This window comes from Undibacterium sp. TC4M20W (assembly GCF_049340245.1).
Lineage (GTDB): Bacteria > Pseudomonadota > Gammaproteobacteria > Burkholderiales > Burkholderiaceae_D > Undibacterium.
In genome coordinates this window covers 168,716-190,573 of record NZ_JBMPPI010000002.1, presented here as the reverse complement: position 1 = coordinate 190,573, position 21,858 = coordinate 168,716, and the positions used below count along the sequence as shown (strand labels likewise).

Sequence of the window (21,858 nt, the reverse complement as noted above, 5' to 3'; positions counted from 1 at the left end):
CACCAATGTTTAATCGAAAAACCAAAAACACCATAGACAGCCTGATCGGTGCAACCACCGTCATCCAGGGCGATTTGCATTTTAAAGGCGGTTTGCGCATTGATGGCCATATCCGCGGCAATGTTGTCGCTGATCTTGAAGCCTCCAGCATGCTGGTGATCTCTGAGCAAGCCAAAATTGATGGTGAAGTCCGCGCCGCCCATATCGTGGTCAATGGCGTCATCAATGGCCCGGTATTTTCATCAGAATTGCTTGAATTACAGCCAAAAGCACAAATATCTGGTGATGTGCACTACAAAACACTGGAAATGCTGAGCGGTGCCGTGGTATCTGGCAAGCTTAGCCATGATCAGGCACAAGAACCTGTCTTGAAACTCGCAGCGAACAATGCATAGATTTCTGTGCGGGTCTATAATGATGGTAAATAGTCTGAAGGAGTAATTATGAACGCTGTTGCCGAAATGCCCGCACCCATTGTTTTCACTGAAAGCGCCGCTGCCAAAGTAGCCCAGCTGATTGAAGAAGAGGGTAACCCTGACCTGAAACTGCGCGTCTTCGTACAAGGCGGTGGTTGCTCAGGTTTCCAGTATGGTTTCACATTTGATGAAATCACTAATGAAGATGATACGACCATGACCAAGAATGGCGTCCATTTGCTGATCGATTCCATGAGCTACCAATACCTGGTTGGTGCAGAAATCGATTACAAGGATGACCTCGAAGGCGCACAGTTCGTCATCAAGAACCCAAATGCAACAACCACTTGTGGTTGCGGTTCTTCATTCTCAGCATAATCCTCGTCGATTTGCCTGAAAAAGGACGCTTAGGCGTCCTTTTGTTTTTGCGTGCCTGATTGGAGCTAAAGCTAGAACTAATTGTTACAGTTTATAGATTCTTAATAAACTGCTTATTAAATGATTTCATGTAAGATTCCGCCCTCTGGCATTTAATCAATTTAGCAAGGTGGTTCGACATGAAAAATAAACTGGCATTGGTCCTGATATCCATCTCACTCACGATGACGATGGCCGTACATGCAGGCGAAGGCGAGTTGAGCAAATCAGAACGCCGCCAGTACAATGCCATGCTCAAGGCGATTGATGGTAATGACGCCGCTGCCGTAGAAAAGCTCATCAAGGACAAGATCAAGCTGGACTTGCAGGAGGACAGCCGTGCAGCCCCCACTTTCATGACGCAGGCAGCATTGAAGGGTAACAATGACATCATCCTGGCTTTGCTCAAGGCTGGTGCCAGCATAGAATCTACCAATGGCGACGGGCATACCCCTGTATTCTGCGCCGTGATGTCAGACAAGCTGGAAACAGTTCAGCTTTTGATCAGCAAAAAAGCTGACGTGAATGCCACTGCACCTAATGGTGATACGCCTTTGTCATGGGCGAAGGGCGTAGCCAAGCCGAACAAGAAAATGATAGATGTTCTGGTCAAGGCTGGCGCTAAGTAAATTTTTTTACGGATAGAGCTGGTAATTTCTCGCTCTGTAAAGCTGTCTCCTTGGCAGGCTGTTGCATACAACACTTCTACAAGAAGCAATGAAAAGTATTTGCGGCAATTTCTGAGAACAATTCATCACAAGACATGGAAAGCTGATTACACTCCTTGAATCAACAGGAGCCAGCATGGAAGCATCACTCGCCATATCTTCACGCCAGCAAGACCTTGTGCGCGCACTGCGGCAGCAATTGCCTGCGCATTGCATTTTGTATGATGAAGAAGATACCCGCCCCTATGAATGTGATGGCCTGGCAGCCTACCGCCAGTTACCGATGGTGGTGACCCTGCCCGAGAATGAAAGCCAGGTCATCAGCATCATCAATATCTGCCGCGAAAAGCAAATTGCCATCGTGCCGCGTGGCGCTGGCACCGGTTTGTCTGGCGGAGCCATGCCGATTGCTGACGGCCTGGTGCTGTCAACCGCCAAGCTCAATAAAATCATCAAAGTCGATGCCTATGCCCGCACTGCGGTCGTGCAACCTGGCGTACGTAATCTGGCGATTTCTGAAGCGGCAGCTACCCACGGCTTGTATTATGCGCCCGACCCGTCTTCACAAATCGCCTGCACCATAGGCGGCAATGTTGCAGAAAATTCTGGTGGTGTGCATTGCCTTAAATATGGCCTGACCGTTCACAATGTCATGGCGGTACGCGCCATCACCATGGAAGGCGAAGTCATCGAGCTGGGTGGCGGTGCGCTGGATGCGCCTGGCCTGGATTTGCTGGCCGTGTTCATAGGTTCTGAAGGCATGCTCGGTGTCGTCACTGAAGTGACCGTCAAACTGATACCCAAGCCGCAAACAGCACGCGTCATCATGGCGTCGTTTGATGATGTAGTAAAAGGTGGCAATGCGGTTGCCAGCGTGATTGCGGCAGGCATCATCCCCGCTGGGCTGGAGATGATGGACAAGACATCTTCACGCATGGTTGAACCCTTTGTGCAGGCAGGGTATGACACCGATGCCGAAGCCATTTTGCTCTGTGAATCAGACGGTACCATAGAAGAAGTCGAAGAAGAAATCGCCCGCATGAGTGCCGTACTGGAGCAGGCTGGTGCCACCGCACTGGCCGTGTCCACTACCGAAGCAGAACGCCTGCGTTTCTGGTCTGGCCGCAAGAATGCCTTTCCCGCTGCGGGTCGTATCTCCCCCGATTATTACTGCATGGATGGCACGATACCGCGCAAGCATCTGGCGCAAGTCCTGATCGGCATCACCGCCATGGAAAAAAAATATGGCCTGCGTTGCGCCAATGTTTTTCATGCTGGCGATGGCAATCTCCATCCGCTGATTTTATTTGATGCAAACAAAGAAGGTGAGTTTCACCGGGCCGAGGAATTTGGTGCCGAGATACTGGAGTTATGCGTCAAGGTCGGTGGCACGATCACTGGCGAGCATGGCGTAGGCATAGAAAAAATCAATTCCATGTGTATACAGTTTTCCAGTGAAGAGATTACCGCCTTCCTCGCCTTGAAACGAGCTTTCGATCCAGATGCCTTGCTTAACCCTGACAAAGCCATACCTACCTTGCATCGCTGTGCTGAATACGGCCGCATGCATGTGAAAAGAGGCAGTTTGAAGTTCCCTGATTTGCCGCGTTTTTAAAGACAGAGGCTAGACTTAATTGGACGATGGCATGCAAACGACGCTAGACAATTTTCGTGATCGCATATTGGCAGCAAGCGCCAGCGGCACAGCGCTGCAGATACAGGGCGGTGGCAGCAAGCACTGGTATGGGCAGGAACCGCAGGGTGAGGTGCTGGATACCCGCTCCTACAGCGGCATCCTGGCGTATGACCCGACTGAGCTGGTACTGACAGCCCGCAGCGGTACGCCGCTGCCAGAAATAGAAGCCGCCCTGGCAGCACAAAACCAGATGCTGGCATTTGAGCCGCCGCACTTTGGTGCTACCGCCACTATAGGCGGTGTCGTGGCTGCGGGCTTGTCTGGCCCGCGACGGCCGGCCGTTGGTGCCGTGCGTGATTTTGTGCTCGGTGCCAGCCTCATGAATGGGCAGGGGCAAATACTGGAATTTGGTGGTCAGGTCATGAAGAATGTCGCTGGCTATGATGTCTCGCGCTTGCTCACTGGTTCCATGGGCTGCCTGGGTTTGCTACTGGATATTTCCGTCAAGGTTTTGCCACGTCCCTTTGCTGAAACCACCCTGGTTTTTGCCTTGTCAGAAGCAGATGCCTTGACGCGTTTGAATCTATGGGCAGGTCAGGCCCTGCCTATCTCTGCCAGTTGCTGGCATGTAGGTCGTTTGATGCTGCGCCTGTCCGGTGCCGATGCCGCAGTGCGTGCCGCCAAGGCCAGCCTGGGTGGTGAAGAAATGCACGATGCCACTGCTTTCTGGACAGCTTTGCGTGAACAGACCCTGGATTTTTTCCAGCAGGAAGAAGAGCACGGTCTGTGGCGTTTGTCGCTACCATCTACCAGCCCGGCCCTGAAGCTGACTGGCAAATCCATGATCGAATGGGGCGGGGCGCAGCGCTGGCTCTACAGCACAGAAAAACCAGAACTGATACGCCTGACGGCACTGGCTGCCGGTGGTCATGCGACTTTATTCCGTGGTGGTGACAAGAGCATAGGCGTGTTCGCCCCCTTGTCTGCACCCTTGGAAAAGATACACAGACGCCTGAAGAATACTTTTGATCCTGCCGGTATATTCAATATCGGTCGCATGTATAAAGGCTGGTAAACAATGCAAACCAATCTCGCTGATTTCATCAAAGACACACGCGAAGGCAAAGAAGCTGAAGATATCTTGCGCAAGTGTGTGCATTGCGGATTTTGTACAGCCACTTGCCCGACTTATCAATTACTCGGTGATGAGCTTGATGGCCCGCGTGGCCGCATCTATCTCATCAAGCAGGTCCTGGAAGGCAAACCAGCTACGGCTAAAACCCAGCAACATCTGGACCGCTGCCTGACATGCCGCAATTGCGAAACCACCTGCCCATCCGGCGTGCAATATGGCCGCCTGGTGGATATAGGCCGTCAAGTCGTAGAAAAACAGGTAGGCCGCCCACTGTTCCAAAAACTCAATCGCGCTGCGCTCAAGGCCGTGCTGCCACGCAAATGGATATTCAATCCCGCGATGAAGCTGGGGCAAAGCCTGCGCGCAGTCTTGCCCAGGTCCTTGCAAAATAAAGTGCCGCTGGCGCAAGATGCAGGACTATGGCCGCAAACTGAGCACGCCCGCAAAATGCTCTTGCTCGACGGTTGCGTGCAACCTGCGATGTCGCCAAATATCAATGCTGCCGCTGCCAGGGTGCTTGATGCCATGGGCGTGCAATTGCAGATTGCGCAAAAGGCTGGCTGTTGCGGGGCCATACGCTATCACTTGAATGAGCATGAAGATGGCCTCAATGATATGCGCCAGAATATCGATGCATGGTGGCCATACGTAGAAGCCGGTGCAGAAGCCATCGTCATGACCGCCTCTGGCTGCGGTGCTACGGTAAAAGAGTATGGTCATCTGCTGGCGCATGATGCCGCATATGCAGGCAAGGCTGGAAAGATATCCATGCTGACCCGTGACCTTAGTGAAATTTTGCCAGAATTCCAGTCGCAACTGGTACAGCGTTTGCAAGGCAATATCAACACACTCAGCAAGCGCATTGCATGGCACCCACCGTGCACCCTGCAACACGGCCAGCAAATACGCGGCAAGGTCGAAGGCCTGTTGAAGGCCATAGGTGTCGATGTGAAGCTGTGTGCCGACAGCCATCTATGCTGTGGTTCAGCCGGTACTTATTCTGTCCTGCAACCCAAGCTCTCGTATCAATTGCGCGATAATAAATTACGCAATCTGGAAGCGACAGATGCAGAGATGATCTTGTCGGCGAATATAGGATGCCTCACGCATTTGCAATCAGGTACAGAACTGCCGGTACAACACTGGATAGAACTAATAGACCGGGCCTTGCAGGACTCTGTGATAAGCCAGGATTTGCCTGAAGCGGACAGTGCATCATCCGCTGTCAATAAACCCGAGTGACACATGCCTGGCCAGCGCACACTCCTCAGCGAATGCGGGCACCCAGAGCAAAGTGTGCTGATGCCCGAGCTGGTGCATGCAGCCTATTATCGCGATTCGTACAGGGTTGAGTTTGGTCGTAGCGAACTGACAGTCAGCGATGCATTTCACGCGGTTTTCATGCACCGGCCAACATGGATGAAGCTCATCATGCTCAGCCGTAATTACCTGGCGTCCCTATTTGGCATTGCCGTGCCAGACAAGGCAAAAATCATGCATCCACGCATGAGATCCGATTATAAAGTCGGTGAAAAGATAGGCGCATGGCCTATTTTTTATTTGAGTTCAGAAGAACTGGTTGCCGGACGCGACAATAGCCATCTGGATTTCCGGCTTTCGATTGTGCGGGTAGAAGAAGAGCAGACCGTTGCTATTGTAATCTCAACGGCCTGTTTGACGCACAACTGGTTTGGGCGAGTCTATATACGACTGATACGCCCTTTTCATCGATGGGGACTGAAGTACCTGATACGGCAAGCAATGTTGGCGGGGCGCTTGTGATCTGAGATGTTATCCCGTGATATCAATCATCACTCAGCCAACAACTTTTCTATATCATCCAGCAAATCCTTCGGTGCAGTCTCGCTTGAAGACAGTGCGATCTTTCTTGATCAGTTGATTAATCAAAGGTTTTGAGGGGTGAGCTAACAGGCATTAGCCTGCGTCAATTTGCGGTAAGGAACAATACTGAAAACATCAGAGGAATAGTCACTAGTGGAATGGCCATTGCAATTTTATGGCGCCTTATTATCGCAAACAGATAGCTCAGAATTACCACTGTGACGAATATACCTATCCAGGCAGGAACCAAAATGGAATTGAAGTAATTACCTTGATTATTGTTTCCGGCACCTGCGCCAGCGAAAACTCCTAAAAGATATCCGAAGAAACCATTGACAAAAAGACGAATGCTCACCTTGAGAAGAGATTTATAACGTTGCATCAATTTGACGAGTTGGATGGCGCAAGCGTTCAAAATAAAGCCTGCACAAGCCTATAGTTGAGTTCAGTACAGTACGCACGAATGCCATCACATATGTTCTTATAAAACCATGTGATGGTTTTATATTATTCCGCCAGCAGCTTTTCTATATCATCCAGCAAGTCTTTAGGTGCAGTCTGTGGCGCATAGCGTTTGAATACTGTGCCATCTTTCTTGACCAGGAATTTGGTGAAGTTCCATTTGATGGACTGGCTGCCCAGTAAACCCGGAGCCTGGCTTTTCAGATGCTGGAACAGTGGGTGAGCCTTGTCGCCATTGACATCGATTTTGTCGAACAGCGGGAAGGTCACACCATAATTCTTTTCGCAGAATGAGCCAATTTCACCAGCCGACCCTGGTTCCTGATGGCCAAACTGGTTACAGGGGAAGCCCAGTACTTCAACACCCTTGTCCTTGAATTGCTGGTAGATCGCTTCCAGTCCCTTGTACTGTGGCGTGAAACCGCAATTGCTGGCGGTATTCACGATCAGCAATACCTTGCCTGCATATTGCTTCAGATCGACGGGCGTGCCTTGCAGGCTATTAGCTTGAAAATCGAGCGTACTCATACTATGCCCAGATGTTTGGTGCCTGCACTGAGGTCACGGTCTTTGGCGTCTTTACCTCTCAGCATGATGGCCAGGCGCAGCTCATTGACAGAATCGGCATTGCGCAGGGCATCTTCATAGGTGATCTCGTCTGCTTCATGCAAATCAAACAAAGATTGATCGAAGGTTTGCATGCCCAGTTCACGGGATTTCTTCATGATCTCTTTTATCTCATGTACTGCGCCTTTAAAGATCAAATCAGACACCAGGGGGGTATTGAGCATGATCTCTACGGCAGCAGCACGACCCTTGCGCCCTTTAAGTGGTATCAGGCGCTGAGAAATAACGGCTTTCAAGTTCAGTGACAAATCCATCAGCAATTGCTGGCGACGTTCTTCCGGGAAGAAGTTGATGATACGGTCCAGCGCCTGGTTAGAGCTATTCGCATGCAGGGTGGCCAGGCAAAGATGGCCGGTTTCCGCAAAGGCAACAGCAAAGTCCATGGTTTCGCGGTCACGGATCTCACCAATCTGGATAACATCTGGTGCTTGACGCAGAGAGTTTTTCAGCGCTGCACCCCAATCTTCAGTATCAATGCCGATTTCACGCTGGGTAATGATGCAATTCATGTGCGGGTGCACATATTCTATCGGGTCTTCAATCGTAATGATGTGACCGTAGCTATTTGCATTTCTGTAACCCAGCATGGCCGCCAGCGAGGTGGATTTGCCTGAACCGGTAGCTCCCACCATGATGACCAGGCCGCGCTTGGTCATGGCGATTTCTTTGAGATTTTCCGGCAAGCCCAGGTCTTCGAGTTTAGGAATGGCTGTGGTAATCGTCCGCAATACCAGACCTACGCGGCCTTGTTGCATGAAGGCCGAGACGCGGAAACGCCCCAGTCCCGACGGGCTGATCGCGAAATTACATTCCTTGGTCGATTCAAATTCTGATGACTGCTTGTCGTTCATGATAGAACGGGCCAGATCGACAGTGTGTGCTGGGGACAGCGGCTGATTCGATACGGGCGTTACCCGCCCGTCTATCTTGAAGGCTGGCGGGAAGTCTGCAGTAATAAACAAGTCTGAACCGTTTTTGCTGAGCATGAGTCTCAGCAAATCATTCATGAATTTGGTGGCCTGATCGCGTTCCATGTTCTTATCCTTTGATCTCTTAGCCTGGGAAGTTGTCTGGTGTTTTGGCTGCACCACGTGCAGTCGCCACCGAGATGACATTACGGCGCACCAGATCGGTCAGATTTTGATCCAGCGTCTGCATGCCCAGGTTACTACCGGTTTGTATCGATGAATACATCTGTGCAATCTTGGCTTCGCGGATCAGGTTGCGTATCGCTGGTGTACCGAGCATGATTTCATGCGCCGCCACACGGCCAGAACCATCCTTGGTTTTCAGCAGGGTTTGCGAGATAACCGCTTGCAGGGATTCTGACAACATCGAACGCACCATCTCTTTTTCTTCCGCCGGGAATACGTCAACAATACGATCGATAGTCTTGGCAGCAGATGAAGTATGCAGGGTACCGAACACCAAGTGACCGGTTTCAGCAGCAGTCAGTGCCAGGCGTATGGTTTCCAGATCACGCAACTCACCGACCAGGATGGCATCAGGATCTTCACGCAGGGCAGAGCGCAGCGCGTTGTTGAACGACATCGTATGCGGGCCGACTTCACGCTGGTTGATCAGGCATTTTTTGGATTCATGCACAAATTCTATCGGGTCTTCAACCGTCAGGATGTGACCATATTCATGCTCATTCAGGTGATTCACCATGGCAGCCAGGGTGGTTGATTTACCCGAACCTGTAGGCCCGGTCACCAGTACCAGGCCACGCGGTTTCAAGGCCAGTTCAGCGAAAATCTTAGGCGTATTCAACTGTTCCAGCGACAAAATCTTGGATGGAATGGTACGCATAACCGCAGCCGCGCCGCGTTCCTGGTTAAAGGCATTCACACGGAAACGGGCCAGACCAGGGATGGAAAAGGAAAAATCGCACTCCAGCGTGTCTTCATAGGCTTTGCGTTGCGAGTCATTCATGATGTCATAGATCAACTCATGGACGTCTTTATGCTCCAGTGGAGGCAAATTAATGCGCCTGACGTCACCATGTACCCGTATCATGGGCGGCAAGCCGGAGGATAGGTGTAAATCGGAGGCATTGTTCTTGACGGAGAACGCCAGCAGTTCTGAAATGTCCATTTATAATTCCGGTAATGAAATCGTTGCTGATTGTGGGTAAGCTGCTCTAAAGCAAGATATCGCAATATTAAGCTGTGGATGGGAGTTTTACCAGAAGTCCACAACGAATTAGATAGATTTTTGGTTACTGATTATGTCCTCAATTTCTGACAACTTGCAAGCCGTAAGTGCTGATATTCGCGCTGCTGCGCTTGCCAGCGGGCGCGATCCGCAACAACTACGTCTGTTGGCCGTGTCCAAGACCTTTCCTGCTGATGCGGTCATAGACGCCGCCGAGGCTGGCCAGCACTGTTTTGGTGAAAATTATCTGCAAGAAGCTTTGGAGAAAATGCAAGAAGTACAGGCAAAAAAGCCGCAACTTCAGCTTGAATGGCATTTTATCGGCCCTATACAAAGCAATAAGACACGTCCCATTGCCGAGCATTTTGCCTGGGTGCATTCAGTCGACAGGGAAAAAATCGCCCAGCGGCTGTCCGAGCAAAGGCCGGCAGGCATGCCAGCCCTGAATATTTGCCTGCAAGTTAATATTAGCGGCGAAGCAAGCAAGAGCGGTGCTTTGCCTGAAGAAGCTGTGGCACTGGCGCAAAAAATTGCCGTGTTGCCGGGCTTGCAATTACGTGGCCTGATGGGCGTGCCTGAAGCCAGTGATGACGAGCAAGTGCAAAGACAGGCATTTCGCCAGTTGAAGCAATTAAGCGATAGCATACAAGCCGCAGGTATTGCCCTGGACACCCTGTCCATGGGCATGAGTAGCGATATGCACGCAGCAATCGCAGAAGGTAGCACCATGCTCAGAATAGGAACAGCTATTTTTGGAAACCGGAATTATGCAAAATAAGATGAAAATCGCCTTCATAGGCGGCGGCAACATGGCAAACGCCCTGATAGGCGGCTTGCTCAAGAATTTGACGACGGCTGAACATATTCATGTCATAGACCTCAATCAGTCTTCTCTCGATAAATTGAGCAGCGATTTTGGTGTCAGCACAGCACTGGCTGCTGATGCCAGGCTGGCACAGATGGATGCAATTATCCTGGCTGTCAAACCGCAGCAATTGCGGGAAGTCGTGCAGGGCCTGGCCCCTTACCTGGGGCAGCAACTGCTTATCTCAATTGCCGCCGGCATACGTGCGACAGATATGGCGCGCTGGCTGGGTGGCTATGAAAAAATTGTGCGTACCATGCCCAATACCCCGGCACTCATAGGTCAGGGCATGACAGGTCTGTTTGCATTGGCTGCTGTCAGTGCAGAGCAAAAACAAATCGCCGAGCACATCATGCAGGCAGTTGGCGCAACTACCTGGCTGGACGATGAAAGTTTGCTGGATGCTGTTACCGCAGTATCCGGCAGTGGCCCGGCGTATGTGTTTTATTTTATTGAAGCCATGCAGCAGGCCGCAACGGAGCTGGGCCTGAGTGCTGAGCAGGGCCTGCAACTAGCAATGACGACTTTTACCGGCGCGGCGCAACTTGCCTTGCAAGCGACAGAACCAGTCTGTGTTTTACGTGAACGTGTTACATCCAAAGGCGGCACCACTTACGCCGCTTTGACCAGTATGGAAAACGCCGGTGTCAAACAGGCTATCGTCAATGCCGTCAAGGCAGCAGCAGCCCGAGGGAAAGAATTGGGAGATGAGTTCGGGTTAGTGTAGAGGCGAAGAGAAGTAGGACTCGCTGCTATGATTTGCCCGAATGACTGACATCTGAGCGTACGCGTTGCAGTATATTCGCAACGCTGCGCCAGGTTTCCCAGCCAAGTATCGCTGACCTGGCAAAAGAAAATATACGTCTGGGTTTGAGTATAAAAATAGCAGCAACAGCTATGCCACCCAGCAACGGACGATGGCGGACGATTTCGCCCGCCTTGCCGAGCAAACCCGTGGCGACGCCTGTCATTCCCACGGATTCTTTTAATTCCTGGCAATGTATGCTCATCAAACCACGTTCTGCCTGTATCTTCAACAACAATGCCTGACGCCGTAGGGCCAGTCTTTCCTGACGGTTACCCATAGTCTAGCCCTGTTCCTTTTGATTCACATCACTGCGATTGAAGACAGAAGCGTCTTTTTTCAATTCAGCCAGGCTATGGAATAACAAACCGGGTTTATTGCGGAATTGATTGCGCACCCTTAAACCTATACCTGCTGCCAGCACACCAAATACGGCGATTAAAACCAGCAATACCGTATAACGGTATTGTGTATCCCAAAATACTGCTACCACAGTCAGTATTATCAGCAGAATGGTAAGGCAGGCAAAAAACAGCGCCAGCAATGACCAAATCAGGCTGGAAGAAAAATGTGCAAATTCTTCTTCCAGCTCAACAGCAGCCAGTTCCAGGCGGGTGCGCACCATACTGCTCAGTGTCGCAGCAAGTTGTCCCAATGAATCGCTGATAGCCATTGATTACTTACTGCGCTTATCGGCTACGGCCAATCAGTAGGCCCACCAGCAGGCCGACACCAGCGGAAATACCGGCAGACTGCCATGGATTTTCTTTGACATAAACGTCGGTGGCTTTGGCAGCCTCTTTTGTGCGTGTCACGACGATATCTTCGATACGCTCAACTTCTGCCTTGGCATTTCTCAGTGTTTTTTCAAATTTGGCCTTGGCAGATTTGAAGCCTTCGCTGCCTTGTTGCTCGGTATTCTTCAACAGTTCTTCTGCATCGCGGATAACCAGATGCAAGTCATTCATCAATTGTTCTTTATGTTCATCTACTGTGCTCATGATTCATCCCTTCTGGTTGGTCAAATAATTTACAGCTTATAGTAATGATGTATGGCTACTTTGCGTTAATGCAAGATGTAGCAAGATGTAATTTAATACCGCGAATTAAGAAATTGGCAATCTGTCAGCTTACTTTACTGCATAGTCAATGGCAATACCAGCAAAGATTGCTGCGCCCAGCCAGTTGTTATTGATAAAAGCCGCAAAGCAGGCCATGCGTTCACGCTCACGTATCAGGGTGTAGTGGTAGAGCGAAAATCCAACGGCCACCCCCATGCCCGCCAGGAACCAGGTACGCAGGCCAAATTGCCAGCCGACCAGTGCGATCAGCATAAAGCTGATTGCATAGCACAGCATGACGGCAAACACATCGTAGCTGCCAAAGGTAATGGCAGAGGTCTTGATGCCTATCTTCAAGTCATCATCCCTGTCTACCATCGCATACTCGGTGTCATAGGCAACCGCCCAGAATACATTCGCCAGTAACAAAATCCAGGCTGCCACAGGCACGGTATTTTGCACGGCAGCAAAGGCCATGGGGATGCCAAAGCCAAAGGCGATACCCAGGTAGGCCTGGGGAATGGCAAAGAAACGCTTGAAATAAGGGTAGCTGCCTGCCACGACGACCGCAACTACAGACAATTGTTTGGTCAGTGTATTCAGGGGCAGGATCAGGCAAAAAGAAATCAGCGCCAGTACTACGGCAACACCGACGGCTTCTTTGCCGGATATCTTGCCACTGGTCAGTGGCCGGTCTGCCGTGCGTTTGACATGGCGGTCAAAGTCACGGTCTGCATAATCATTGATGGCGCAACCGGCAGAGCGCATCAGCGCAGTGCCCAGACTGAAAATCAATACCAGATGCCAGTCCGGTTGGCCATTCGAGGCTATCCACAGCGCTGCCAGCGTAGGCCAGAGTAATAAGAGTATGCCTATGGGCTTGTGCAGCCTGACCAGTTTGATGTACCAGCCCAGGCGAGTCAGCAAGAAATTCATGATTCAGCTTTGTTGTTGCGCATGGCAGAATTATAAGTGTTATCTATACACGGAGTGGTGCAGAGTGATATCTTAACGATTTGCCACATTCAGAGCTTGCCTGAAAGCCTGAGTACATCATGTCATTTGCACGTCATGATATTGCAGCAAATTTACATAATTACTATAAATTATTATAGGTTTTCCGGGACTAATATGAAACTGCAAACCAAGCTGGCCTGGGCCAGTGCTGCTGTATTGATGAGCCTGGCTGGCTCTGCCCATGCAGTGACGGAAATAAGCTGGTGGCACTCGATGACCGGCGCCCTGGGCGACCGCGTTACCGCGCTGGCAGAGCAATTCAATAAAAGCCAGAATGAATACAGGGTCACGGCTGTCTATAAAGGCAGTTATGACGAAGCGCTGGCTGCGGGTATTGCGGCCTTCCGCGCTGGGAATGCCCCACACATACTGCAAGTGTTTGAAGTCGGCACTGCAACCATGATGTATGCCAAGGGTGCAGTCAAGCCGGTATCTGAAGTCATGAAGGTCGCGGGTGAAAAATTCGATGCCTCTGGCTATGTGCCGGCAGTGGCCGGTTATTACACTTCACCCAAGGGAGAAATGCTGTCCTTCCCCTTCAATAGCTCAACCACCGTGTTTTACTATAACAAGGACATGTTCGCCAAAGCAGGCATGGATCCCAACAAGGCACCATCAACCTGGCAAGAAGTTGTTGCTGCCGCTGCCCGTCTCAAAGCCAGCGGCGAAAAATGTGCCTACACCACAGGCTGGCAAACCTGGGTGCATCTGGAAAGTTTTTCAGCCTGGCACAATGTAGAGTTTGCTTCCAAGGGCAATGGCTTTGGTGGTCTCGATGCGCGCCTGACCTTCAATAGCCCGCTGCATGTACGCCATATAGAGAACCTGGAAAACTGGGCCAAGCAAGGTTACTTTACCTATGCAGGTCGCAAGAATGAGCCGGAAGCGAAATTCTATTCCGGTGAATGCGGCATGCTGACGTCATCAAGCTCTGCTTATGGCAATGTCGCCAAGAATGCCAAGTTCAAATTTGCTGTTGCCCCTTTGCCTTACTATTCCGACGTCAAAGGCGCACCGCAAAACACCATTATCGGTGGTGCTTCGCTGTGGAGCATGAATGGCAAGAAGACAGAAGAATACAAGGGCGTCGCCAAGTTTTACAAGTTCCTCTCTCAGCCTGAAGTGCAAGCCAAATGGCATCAGGAAACCGGCTATCTACCGATCACCAATGCCGCGTATGAGATGACCAAAAAGTCTGGCTTTTATGAAAAAACACCAGGCCCTGGTGTCGCCGTACAGCAAATGATCGTCAAGACCACAGACAAATCCCGCGGCATACGCCTGGGCAGTTTTGTCCAGATACGTACCATCATGGATGAAGAACTGGAATCCGTCTGGAGCGGTAAAAAATCAGCCAAGGCCGCACTGGACAATGCTGTTTTGCGTGGCAATGAATTGCTGGATCGTTTCGAAAAAGCGAATAAGTAAAAATCTTAAGACCCCTCACCACAGAGACACCGAGACACAGAGAAACCCAAGAGAAAAACAAAAAGAACAAAGGCCAAAGATTGAGTTTGATGCCTTTGTTTTTTCTCTGTGCGACCTCTGTGTCTCGGTGTCTCTGTGGTGAGCTTTCAGGTCCTATTCATTAGAGGTTTTTTTGGAAAAGCGTGCACGGTTTCGTTCGGCCTGGTTGCCTTATCTGTTGCTCTTGCCGCAGCTATTGGTGACAGTGCTGTTTTTTTTCTGGCCTGCAGTGCAGGCCCTGTATCAATCCGTCTTGTTGCAGGATGCCTTTGGCATGTCCACGCAGTTTGTCTGGTTTGATAATTTCAAGTCCCTGTTTGCTGATGAGACTTATCTGGCGGCCTTCAAGACCACGGCACTGTTTTCCAGCCTGGTGGCGGTGTTAGGCCTGAGCCTGTCTTTGCTGATGGCAGTTTTTGCAGACAGGGTAGTCAGGGGTAGTTCCATCTACAAGACCATGCTGATCTGGCCGTATGCCGTGTCGCCGGTTGTGGTGGGTGTGTTGTGGATGTTTTTGCTCAATCCTACGCTGGGCATCGTTGCTCATGGTTTGCGCCATGTTGGCATTGAGTGGAATAATCTCTTGAATGGCCGTCACGCCATGATATTGATCGTCCTGGCGGCGGTGTGGAAGCAGATCAGCTATAACTTCTTATTTTTTCTCGCGGGTTTGCAATCGATACCCAAGTCGCTGATAGAGGCTGCAGCGATAGATGGTGCCGGGCCGTGGAAGCGTTTCTTTACCATCGTCTTTCCGTTGCTGACGCCAACCACTTTCTTCTTGCTGGTCGTGAATATCGTCTATGCGTTTTTTGATACCTTTGCGATTGTTGAAGCGACCACCCAGGGTGGCCCTGGCAAGGATACCGAGATCCTGGTGTTCAAAGTTTTCAATGATGGTTTCAAGGGTGGCGATCTTGGCAGTGCTGCTGCACAGTCCGTCATATTGATGAGCATCGTCATCGTCCTGACCGTGCTGCAGTTCAAATACATAGAAAAGAAAGTGCAGTATTAAGCATGATAGAACGCCGGCCTTTTCTGGGCATGTTCAGCCACTTTATCCTGATACTTGGTGTCAGCCTGGTGGCTTTCCCCATCTATGTCGCTTTTGTCGCCGCTACCCAGACGGCTGAACAATCTGCCCTGGCACCGATGTCCCTGATACCGGGTGACCAGCTCTGGGTCAATTTGCAGGCAGTGTTGGGCACAGGTACGTCAGGTAATGTCGCTAGCAGCCCGGTAGGCCGCATGATGTGGGTCAGCCTGGTGTCTGCACTGATGATTGCGATTGGCAAGATTTCGATTTCCATGTTGTCTGCTTTTGCGCTGGTGTATTTTCGCTTCCCTGGCCGCACGCTGTTTTTCTGGATGATTTTTGTGACCCTGATGCTACCTGTCGAAGTGCGTATCAGCCCGACTTATAAAGTGGTGTCTGACCTGTCAATGCTGAACAGCTATGCGGGTTTGACAGTGCCGCTGATCGCCTCGGCGACAGCGACCTTCTTGTTCCGGCAATTCTTTTTAACTGTGCCTGACGAACTGGCAGAAGCCGCGCGCATAGATGGTGCAGGCCCCTTACGCTTCTTCAAGGACATACTGTGGCCGCTGTCGCGCACCAATGTGATTGCCCTGTTCGTCATTATGTTCATCTATGGCTGGAACCAATACTTGTGGCCCTTGCTGGTATCGACAGAACAGAATATGTACCCGATAGGTGTAGGCATCAAGCGCATGATTGCTGGTGGTGATGCTGCAGTTGAGTGGAATATGGTGATGGCGACTCTGCTGCTGGCGATGTTGCCGCCTGGCTTGGTGGTCGTCATCATGCAAAAATGGTTTGTTAAGGGTTTGGTAGATTCCGAAAAATAGCATGGCACAACTACATTTTAAAAACGTCACCAAAACTTACGGCAAGGGCGATAAGGCCGTTGCCGTCATCCATGGCATTTCCATGGATATCAATCATGGTGAATTCATCGTCATGGTTGGCCCTTCTGGCTGCGGTAAATCGACTTTGCTGCGCATGGTAGCGGGGCTGGAAGAAATTACTTCTGGCGATATCATCATAGGCGACAGGGTTGTCAATAATCTGGAACCCAAGGACAGGGATATCGCCATGGTGTTCCAGAACTATGCGCTGTACCCGCACATGAGTGTCTATCAGAACATGGCTTATGGTTTGAAGATACGCGGTTTTTCCAAAGCTGATATTGAAACCAGAGTACAAAAAGCGGCGCAGATACTGGAACTGGGGGCGCTGCTTGACAGAACCCCGCGCCAACTCTCTGGCGGTCAGCGCCAGCGCGTTGCCATGGGGCGTGCCATTGTCAGGGAACCGGCAGTATTTTTGTTTGATGAACCACTGTCAAACCTGGATGCCAAATTGCGGGTACAAATGCGTCTGGAAATCCAGCGCCTGCACAAGGCACTGGGCACCACCAGCCTGTATGTCACCCATGATCAGGTCGAGGCCATGACACTGGGCCAGCGCATGATAGTCATGAATGGTGGCTTGGCGAAACAAATAGGCACACCGGCAGAAGTATATGCAACGCCGGCCACTACCTTCGTCGCCAGCTTTATCGGTTCACCACCGATGAATCTTTTGCGTGGCAAGCTGGCTGAGAATGGCAGACAGATGCAGATAGGCCAGGCACTGGTGTCACTGCCGCTGGTGCAACGCGAAGCAGAGCGAGTCGCCAACCGTGAACTGATATTGGGTGTACGTCCAGAACATTTGTTCATAGGCATGCCAGGTCTGCCACTGGATGTACAACTGGTAGAGTCGCTGGGGGCAGATTTGCTGGTGCATGGTCTATGTGGTGGTGAACCCATGGTGATACGCACGCCTGCAGGCACGGCAGTAGAAGCAGGTCAGCGCACCACCGCAGGCTTTGCTGCGGATGTCGTGCATTGGTTTGACCCTGTTACCACTAAACGTATCTGAGCAAGTGAGCCTTTAAGCATCTCAGCATCTGGAGATTTGATACGGTTCAGCAAACCAATTTCAGTTGCAGCCTATCGATCAATGAATCGATCAAAGAACCGATCAAACAAGCGCTCAAACAATCAGGGCAGCTTTGCGCTTTTGATTTTGCTGCTGCTTTAAAAAATCCGAGCGTACACTGGCGCGGCTGGGTGTGCCATTGAAGCCATTGGCTTTGCTGATGGCGGGCGTTTGCTGCTCGCTTTTTTGCCCGCAAATATAACCCAGCCCAAACACTGCGAACGTCAGCAGCGCGGCTATTGCATATCTGCGTACAGTTTCACGTCTGCTGCTGTTCATACTGGCATCACTTCCTGTTTGCATTCCTGACCCCTTTGGACTGAAGCTTGAATATTTGCATGGGCAGCGAGTTTCCATCTTGAGACGCTTGCTATTGAACTTCATGCCGCTTTTGCAGGTCGAAGTGTCGCAATAATTAAAAAAACGTACCAGAAAATTGCTGAAAGAATAGTTAATTAATCTGTTTGGTACTGAATTGCGGTACTATTTGCGAAATTTTACATTTAGCCAGGAAGCCTTCATGAGTTCTCCCGAATTGGTCTTGAAAGTCTTGCGCTCAGAATTGCGAGCAGCAGGCGTGACTTACAAAATGCTGGCAGACCGTATAGGCATGAGTGAGTCCAGCATGAAGCGCATGTTTGGGCAAAAGGACATGAGCCTGTCGCGCCTGGCAGAAATCTGCAAGGCCTCAGGCATCGCCATGGAAGATGTCTTGCGCCAGGCCGCCGATGTCACGCCGCATGCCGATACCCTGAGCCTAGCGCAAGAACAATCGCTGATGGCCGACCCCAAATTATTGCTGGTAGCAATTTGCTGCCTCGGGCATTGGACGCTGGAACAAATCATAGAAACCTATCATTTGTCAGAAGCAGAATGTGTCTTGCACCTGATCGCGCTCGATAAACTTGAAGTCATAGAATTGCGGCCCCTTAACCGCTATCGCCTGAAAGTGTCGCCAGCTTTCCACTGGCGTCCTGACGGGCCAGTGCAACAGTATTTTCGCGATGTTGTCGTTGGTGATTACTTCGACGGCAGCTTTGCCGGACAGGGTGAGACTTTGCTCTTCGTGCCAGCCCGGGTGTCATCGCACAGCGCGATGGAGATGGTGCAAAAGATACAGCAACTGGCTGCCGAACTCGCACGTCTGCATCAGGATGACCGCCGCCTGAGGCCAGAAGAGCGCGATGGTTTTACATTGCTGGTGGGCTTCCGTTCCTGGGAGTTTTCAGCCTTTACGGCACTGCGCCGTCCTGAGGCTGCAGTGCCGGTCAAAAGTCTGACCCATCAAATTCACCAGATAGGCCCGAGGAAAAGGTAAAGCGAAGAGCCATTGCCACGGGTTGCCCCGGCACCAAAAAACAGCGGGCCAAAACGCGTTTCTACCGAAACAAAGGCGCTGCCTGCCTGTTTAAGCGAGCCCAGTCGCAAGGCTTGACCATTGCCGTAAGAATTGCCCACTTCCAGCGAGAAACCAGTCCGTATCGCGCCGCCTATCGTGGTTGGCAATGCGCCGATTTTGCGCGCTATGACAAAGCGGCCAAAAGCGGTGGCGTCACCTTCCAGCGAGTTGTTGGCAGTGCCTGACAGGCGCAAGAAGCCGCCCAGCGGGTTAGGTGCACCACCACGCTCTGAACGGCTCCATTCTCCATATAAATGCCCTGCCCAGTCACCAAGCCGGAAGGCTGACAAAGCATCGATCTGCGATTGTGCCTGTGAGCGCTCACCCGGATTCTGTGACGGTGTCTGTTCCCAGGAGGAAGTAACCAGATAACCGCGGCTAGGGTTGGCCAGCGAATCGAGGGTATCCAGACGGAAGCGCAAAAAACGCGTGGTACTGTAATAGCGCAGGCTATCTTGATTCGCAACGGCGGGCAATAAAATATCGACTTTGCCAAAACCACGGCTGACCCCCGCTTCTATGGTGCCCCAGTTATCCAGTTGCCGTCCAAAAGCCAGGGTGGCCTGGGTGCCGCGCACCCCTACGCGCAAGGCCCTGCGGCCCTCTTGGTACAAATCCAGGCTGCTGCCATTGTATTCAAGCGAAGGGGCGATATACCATGGTGAGCCAGAAGCCAGCGGTTGCCAGAACTGTGAGCCCAACTGGCGTTGGCTGCCTATGCGGGCAAAGGTGCGCAATTCTGCGCCATAACTATTGAGCGAGGATGCAATATGCAAGACGCTCAGGCCAAAGCGGTTTTCATCGGCAAAATCACTAGTCAGCTCCAGACCTACCCGCAAGCGGTTGCGGCTGGAATTGGATTCTGATGGCCTGATCAGTACATTGCGCTTGCCATCTTCATCGCTGATGACAGTTTCTATATTATCGATATCACCGCGCCCATACAGCTTGCCCGAGGCTTGCCTGATTTGTTCTTGCGACAAGACCTGGCCCTCCTTCAAACCCGTTTGCGCGATCAGGGCCTGGGGGTTGATATAGCGCGGCCCCTCGACCTCTATCTTTGCAAGTGGCAGTTTGTCGGCGGTATTTCTGCCAGCTTGCCCCGCGTTCGAGCGCTGGTATTCAAAGACCGCATATTGCTCATCCGGCACGCGCAAGGCACTCAGTTGCGCCGCCATTTTATTCGTGGCGATTTCACCTGCCTTGATGGTCTGTTGATACAGTCCAAAATCAAGAAAGCTGGTGCCTGACAATTCCGGTGCGATCAGCACATCGGATTTGCGCAAATCCTTGATAGAGCGCTGCACGTTTTGCTCAGTGAGGATTTGCAGCATCTGCTTGGTTACATCAATCGCACTATTGAGTTCATGTTCCTTGGCCAATGGCGTGCCCACATTCACCGCAATGATGATATCGGCCCCCATGGCGCGGGCCAGTTCTACTGGCAAATTACTGACCAGGCCACCATCAACCACCAGTTTTTGTTTGATACGCACAGGCGCGAACACACCTGGCAGGGCCAGTGAGGCGCGCATCGTCATCAACAGGGGAGTGTCATTCAATTCCACCATCTCGCCAGTCAGCAAGTCAGAGGCGACAGAGAGGAAGGGAAGGGCCAACTGATTGACCGGCTGGTCGCGCATGCCTTCTGGCATCAGGCGGGTCAAGGCGTTTTCCAGGGCAGCATTGCCGGCAGCTGCCGGAGGCAAAAATACGCCAGACTTGGTCACCGCAAACTCTATGCGGGAAGGCAGCATCAGGTCTTCTTCCTTGCGGCGGAAGTCCAGATCATAGCGGGCAGGGCGGTCAGCCAGAACGCTGTCCCAGTCAGTTTCCTTGACGATTTGCTCCAGCTCATCGGCTGAGCGCCCTGCAGCATAGGCGCCACCAACGACCGCACCTATGCTGGTGCCAACCACCATATCTACAGGCACACGCATTTTGCGTAAGGCACGCAAGACACCGATATGGGCAAAGCCGCGCGCACCGCCACCGGATAGTACCAGGGCGACTTTGGGACGCGTCGTTTGTATATTGGCCGCAGGGCTGGAGTTTGGCGCATCACCAGTGGCTTGCGCCTGGCTGTCAAAGGTAAACAAGCTGGCTGCCAGACAGGCAATGGCCAACAGGACTCGGGACAATGACATGAACTGAAGCTTTCTGTAGAAATGTGGTGTGCGGGTCTGCTGTTACAGACCGCAATCACCAGCGTGTTTCGCAAAAGACCGCAGTATATACGTATCGCCTTGCCCGATGATGGACAGCTTGCTAATTCAGAGTTTCCGGTTTGATTGTTTGGCTTAATTGCCCAGCTTGGTTGTCTGGATCAGTTATCCTCATTAACCAGTGCGGTCAGGATATGGTCACGCCAGACGCCATTGATCTTCAGATAAGACTTGGCATAGCCTTCTTTTTCAAAGCCCAGACGCTCCAGCAAAGCACCGCTGCGCTGGTTTTCTGGCACATAGTTGGCCATAATACGATGCAGTCCATGTTCATGAAACATGTGGGCAATACCAGCCTGCACCGCTTCTTGCATAAGCCCCTGGCCTTGCTGCTGTTCGGCAATGGCATAACCCATGTGGCAAGCCTGGAATGCACCGCGGACGATATTGCTGAAATTGCAAATGCCTATCATGGTCTGGTCCTGGCACACTGCAAAATGCATGGCCAGGCCAGCTTCTATCAGACGAAAACTAGCCAGCAATCTCTCTTCGCATTTTTCCAGCGAGAAAAATTCTTCATCACGGGCAGGTTCCCACGGTGCGAGGTGGTTACGGTTGAGCAGCAGGTATTGCTGCATCATGGGGGCATGTTCGGGCATCAATACCCGCAATTGCAGGCGCGTGGTCGAGATCGCTTCTTTGTTCATCGTGC

The 21,858-nt window shown here is 51.5% G+C and carries 25 protein-coding genes; 14 read left to right on the top strand and 11 right to left on the bottom strand.

Going from position 1 to position 21,858, the window contains the following annotated elements:
• Positions 1–5: 5 nt before the first annotated feature.
• The 7 genes from ACO0LL_RS03370 (at position 6) to ACO0LL_RS03340 (ending at position 6,054) form a co-directional block, all read left to right on the top strand.
• Entirely contained in the window at positions 6–395 is a 390-nt protein-coding gene (locus ACO0LL_RS03370) for a bactofilin family protein (protein ID WP_422949483.1), read from the top strand.
• Between the two features lie 48 nt (positions 396–443).
• The gene (gene erpA / locus ACO0LL_RS03365) at positions 444–794 is read left to right on the top strand and encodes an iron-sulfur cluster insertion protein ErpA (RefSeq protein ID WP_110255173.1); all 351 of its coding nucleotides are present in this window, start codon (positions 444–446) and stop codon (positions 792–794) included.
• Positions 795–973: 179 nt separating this feature from the next.
• Complete coding sequence (locus tag ACO0LL_RS03360; protein ID WP_422949482.1) at positions 974–1,462, top strand: ankyrin repeat domain-containing protein; 489 nt, start codon at positions 974–976, stop codon at positions 1,460–1,462.
• A 175-nt stretch (positions 1,463–1,637) separates the two neighbouring features.
• Positions 1,638–3,116: an FAD-linked oxidase C-terminal domain-containing protein gene (locus ACO0LL_RS03355; RefSeq protein ID WP_422949481.1), complete on the top strand. Its 1,479-nt coding sequence runs from the start codon at positions 1,638–1,640 to the stop codon at positions 3,114–3,116.
• Positions 3,117–3,147: 31 nt separating this feature from the next.
• A complete protein-coding gene (gene glcE / locus ACO0LL_RS03350) occupies positions 3,148–4,212 on the top strand; it encodes a glycolate oxidase subunit GlcE (protein ID WP_422949480.1) in 1,065 nt (354 codons plus the stop codon).
• Positions 4,213–4,215: 3 nt separating this feature from the next.
• Positions 4,216–5,514: a glycolate oxidase subunit GlcF gene (gene glcF / locus ACO0LL_RS03345; protein WP_422949479.1), complete on the top strand. Its 1,299-nt coding sequence runs from the start codon at positions 4,216–4,218 to the stop codon at positions 5,512–5,514.
• A 3-nt stretch (positions 5,515–5,517) separates the two neighbouring features.
• On the top strand, positions 5,518–6,054 hold the full coding sequence (locus tag ACO0LL_RS03340; protein ID WP_422949478.1) for a DUF2867 domain-containing protein: 537 nt from the start codon (positions 5,518–5,520) through the stop codon (positions 6,052–6,054).
• A 163-nt stretch (positions 6,055–6,217) separates the two neighbouring features.
• On the opposite strand, the gene ACO0LL_RS03335 is transcribed toward ACO0LL_RS03340, so the two are convergent.
• From ACO0LL_RS03335 to ACO0LL_RS03320, 4 genes are all read right to left on the bottom strand, one after another.
• Complete coding sequence (locus tag ACO0LL_RS03335; protein WP_422949477.1) at positions 6,218–6,496, bottom strand: hypothetical protein; 279 nt, start codon at positions 6,494–6,496, stop codon at positions 6,218–6,220.
• 125 nt (positions 6,497–6,621) lie between these two features.
• Positions 6,622–7,104: a glutathione peroxidase gene (locus tag ACO0LL_RS03330; RefSeq protein WP_162039951.1), complete on the bottom strand. Its 483-nt coding sequence runs from the start codon at positions 7,102–7,104 to the stop codon at positions 6,622–6,624.
• A complete protein-coding gene (locus ACO0LL_RS03325; protein ID WP_422949476.1) occupies positions 7,101–8,237 on the bottom strand; it encodes a PilT/PilU family type 4a pilus ATPase in 1,137 nt (378 codons plus the stop codon). Before ACO0LL_RS03325 ends, ACO0LL_RS03330 begins: the two co-directional genes overlap by 4 nt.
• Before the next feature lie 19 nt (positions 8,238–8,256).
• Positions 8,257–9,300, bottom strand: a complete 1,044-nt coding sequence (locus ACO0LL_RS03320) for a type IV pilus twitching motility protein PilT (protein ID WP_422949475.1) — start codon at positions 9,298–9,300, stop codon at positions 8,257–8,259.
• Positions 9,301–9,433: 133 nt separating this feature from the next.
• Between ACO0LL_RS03320 and ACO0LL_RS03315 the strand changes: the two genes are divergently transcribed.
• Both ACO0LL_RS03315 and proC read left to right on the top strand, forming a co-directional pair.
• Positions 9,434–10,138 carry a YggS family pyridoxal phosphate-dependent enzyme gene (locus ACO0LL_RS03315; RefSeq protein WP_422949474.1) on the top strand — a complete coding sequence of 235 codons (705 nt, stop codon included), beginning with the start codon at positions 9,434–9,436 and terminating at the stop codon, positions 10,136–10,138.
• Positions 10,128–10,952, top strand: a complete 825-nt coding sequence (proC, locus tag ACO0LL_RS03310; RefSeq protein WP_422949473.1) for a pyrroline-5-carboxylate reductase — start codon at positions 10,128–10,130, stop codon at positions 10,950–10,952. The genes ACO0LL_RS03315 and proC overlap by 11 nt, the downstream gene beginning before the upstream one ends.
• 25 nt (positions 10,953–10,977) lie before the next feature.
• Here proC and ACO0LL_RS03305 read toward each other — a convergent pair whose 3' ends face one another.
• From ACO0LL_RS03305 to ubiA, 4 genes are all read right to left on the bottom strand, one after another.
• Positions 10,978–11,310 carry a hypothetical protein gene (locus ACO0LL_RS03305; RefSeq protein WP_422949472.1) on the bottom strand — a complete coding sequence of 111 codons (333 nt, stop codon included), beginning with the start codon at positions 11,308–11,310 and terminating at the stop codon, positions 10,978–10,980.
• 3 nt (positions 11,311–11,313) lie between these two features.
• On the bottom strand, positions 11,314–11,703 hold the full coding sequence (locus ACO0LL_RS03300; RefSeq protein WP_422949471.1) for a phage holin family protein: 390 nt from the start codon (positions 11,701–11,703) through the stop codon (positions 11,314–11,316).
• 16 nt (positions 11,704–11,719) lie between these two features.
• Positions 11,720–12,031, bottom strand: coding sequence for a DUF883 family protein (locus ACO0LL_RS03295; RefSeq protein WP_422949470.1), 312 nt, complete (start codon positions 12,029–12,031; stop codon positions 11,720–11,722).
• A gap of 129 nt (positions 12,032–12,160) precedes the next feature.
• Positions 12,161–13,027, bottom strand: coding sequence for a 4-hydroxybenzoate octaprenyltransferase (gene ubiA / locus ACO0LL_RS03290; protein ID WP_422949469.1), 867 nt, complete (start codon positions 13,025–13,027; stop codon positions 12,161–12,163).
• A gap of 195 nt (positions 13,028–13,222) precedes the next feature.
• Between ubiA and ugpB the strand changes: the two genes are divergently transcribed.
• The 4 genes from ugpB to ACO0LL_RS03270 all read left to right on the top strand — a co-directional run bounded on the left by ugpB (position 13,223) and on the right by ACO0LL_RS03270 (position 17,522).
• Complete coding sequence (gene ugpB, locus ACO0LL_RS03285) at positions 13,223–14,536, top strand: sn-glycerol-3-phosphate ABC transporter substrate-binding protein UgpB (RefSeq protein ID WP_422949468.1); 1,314 nt, start codon at positions 13,223–13,225, stop codon at positions 14,534–14,536.
• 172 nt (positions 14,537–14,708) lie between these two features.
• Entirely contained in the window at positions 14,709–15,590 is an 882-nt protein-coding gene (gene ugpA, locus ACO0LL_RS03280; protein WP_422949467.1) for a sn-glycerol-3-phosphate ABC transporter permease UgpA, read from the top strand.
• A gap of 2 nt (positions 15,591–15,592) precedes the next feature.
• Positions 15,593–16,444, top strand: coding sequence for a sn-glycerol-3-phosphate ABC transporter permease UgpE (ugpE, locus tag ACO0LL_RS03275; RefSeq protein ID WP_422949466.1), 852 nt, complete (start codon positions 15,593–15,595; stop codon positions 16,442–16,444).
• Between the two features lies 1 nt (position 16,445).
• A complete protein-coding gene (locus tag ACO0LL_RS03270) occupies positions 16,446–17,522 on the top strand; it encodes a sn-glycerol-3-phosphate import ATP-binding protein UgpC (protein ID WP_422949465.1) in 1,077 nt (358 codons plus the stop codon).
• Between the two features lie 114 nt (positions 17,523–17,636).
• On the opposite strand, the gene ACO0LL_RS03265 is transcribed toward ACO0LL_RS03270, so the two are convergent.
• Positions 17,637–17,861, bottom strand: coding sequence for a hypothetical protein (locus ACO0LL_RS03265; protein ID WP_422949464.1), 225 nt, complete (start codon positions 17,859–17,861; stop codon positions 17,637–17,639).
• A gap of 241 nt (positions 17,862–18,102) precedes the next feature.
• Here ACO0LL_RS03265 and ACO0LL_RS03260 point away from each other — a divergent pair, with 241 nt between their 5' ends.
• Positions 18,103–18,900 (top strand): helix-turn-helix domain-containing protein, encoded by a 798-nt coding sequence (locus tag ACO0LL_RS03260; protein ID WP_422949463.1) that lies wholly within the window; start codon positions 18,103–18,105, stop codon positions 18,898–18,900.
• Here ACO0LL_RS03260 and ACO0LL_RS03255 read toward each other — a convergent pair.
• Entirely contained in the window at positions 18,873–21,128 is a 2,256-nt protein-coding gene (locus ACO0LL_RS03255) for a patatin-like phospholipase family protein (protein WP_422949462.1), read from the bottom strand. The genes ACO0LL_RS03260 and ACO0LL_RS03255 overlap by 28 nt on opposite strands.
• Positions 21,129–21,307: 179 nt before the next feature.
• On the bottom strand, positions 21,308–21,853 hold the full coding sequence (rimJ, locus tag ACO0LL_RS03250) for a ribosomal protein S5-alanine N-acetyltransferase (protein WP_422949461.1): 546 nt from the start codon (positions 21,851–21,853) through the stop codon (positions 21,308–21,310).
• Positions 21,854–21,858 lie beyond the last annotated feature (5 nt).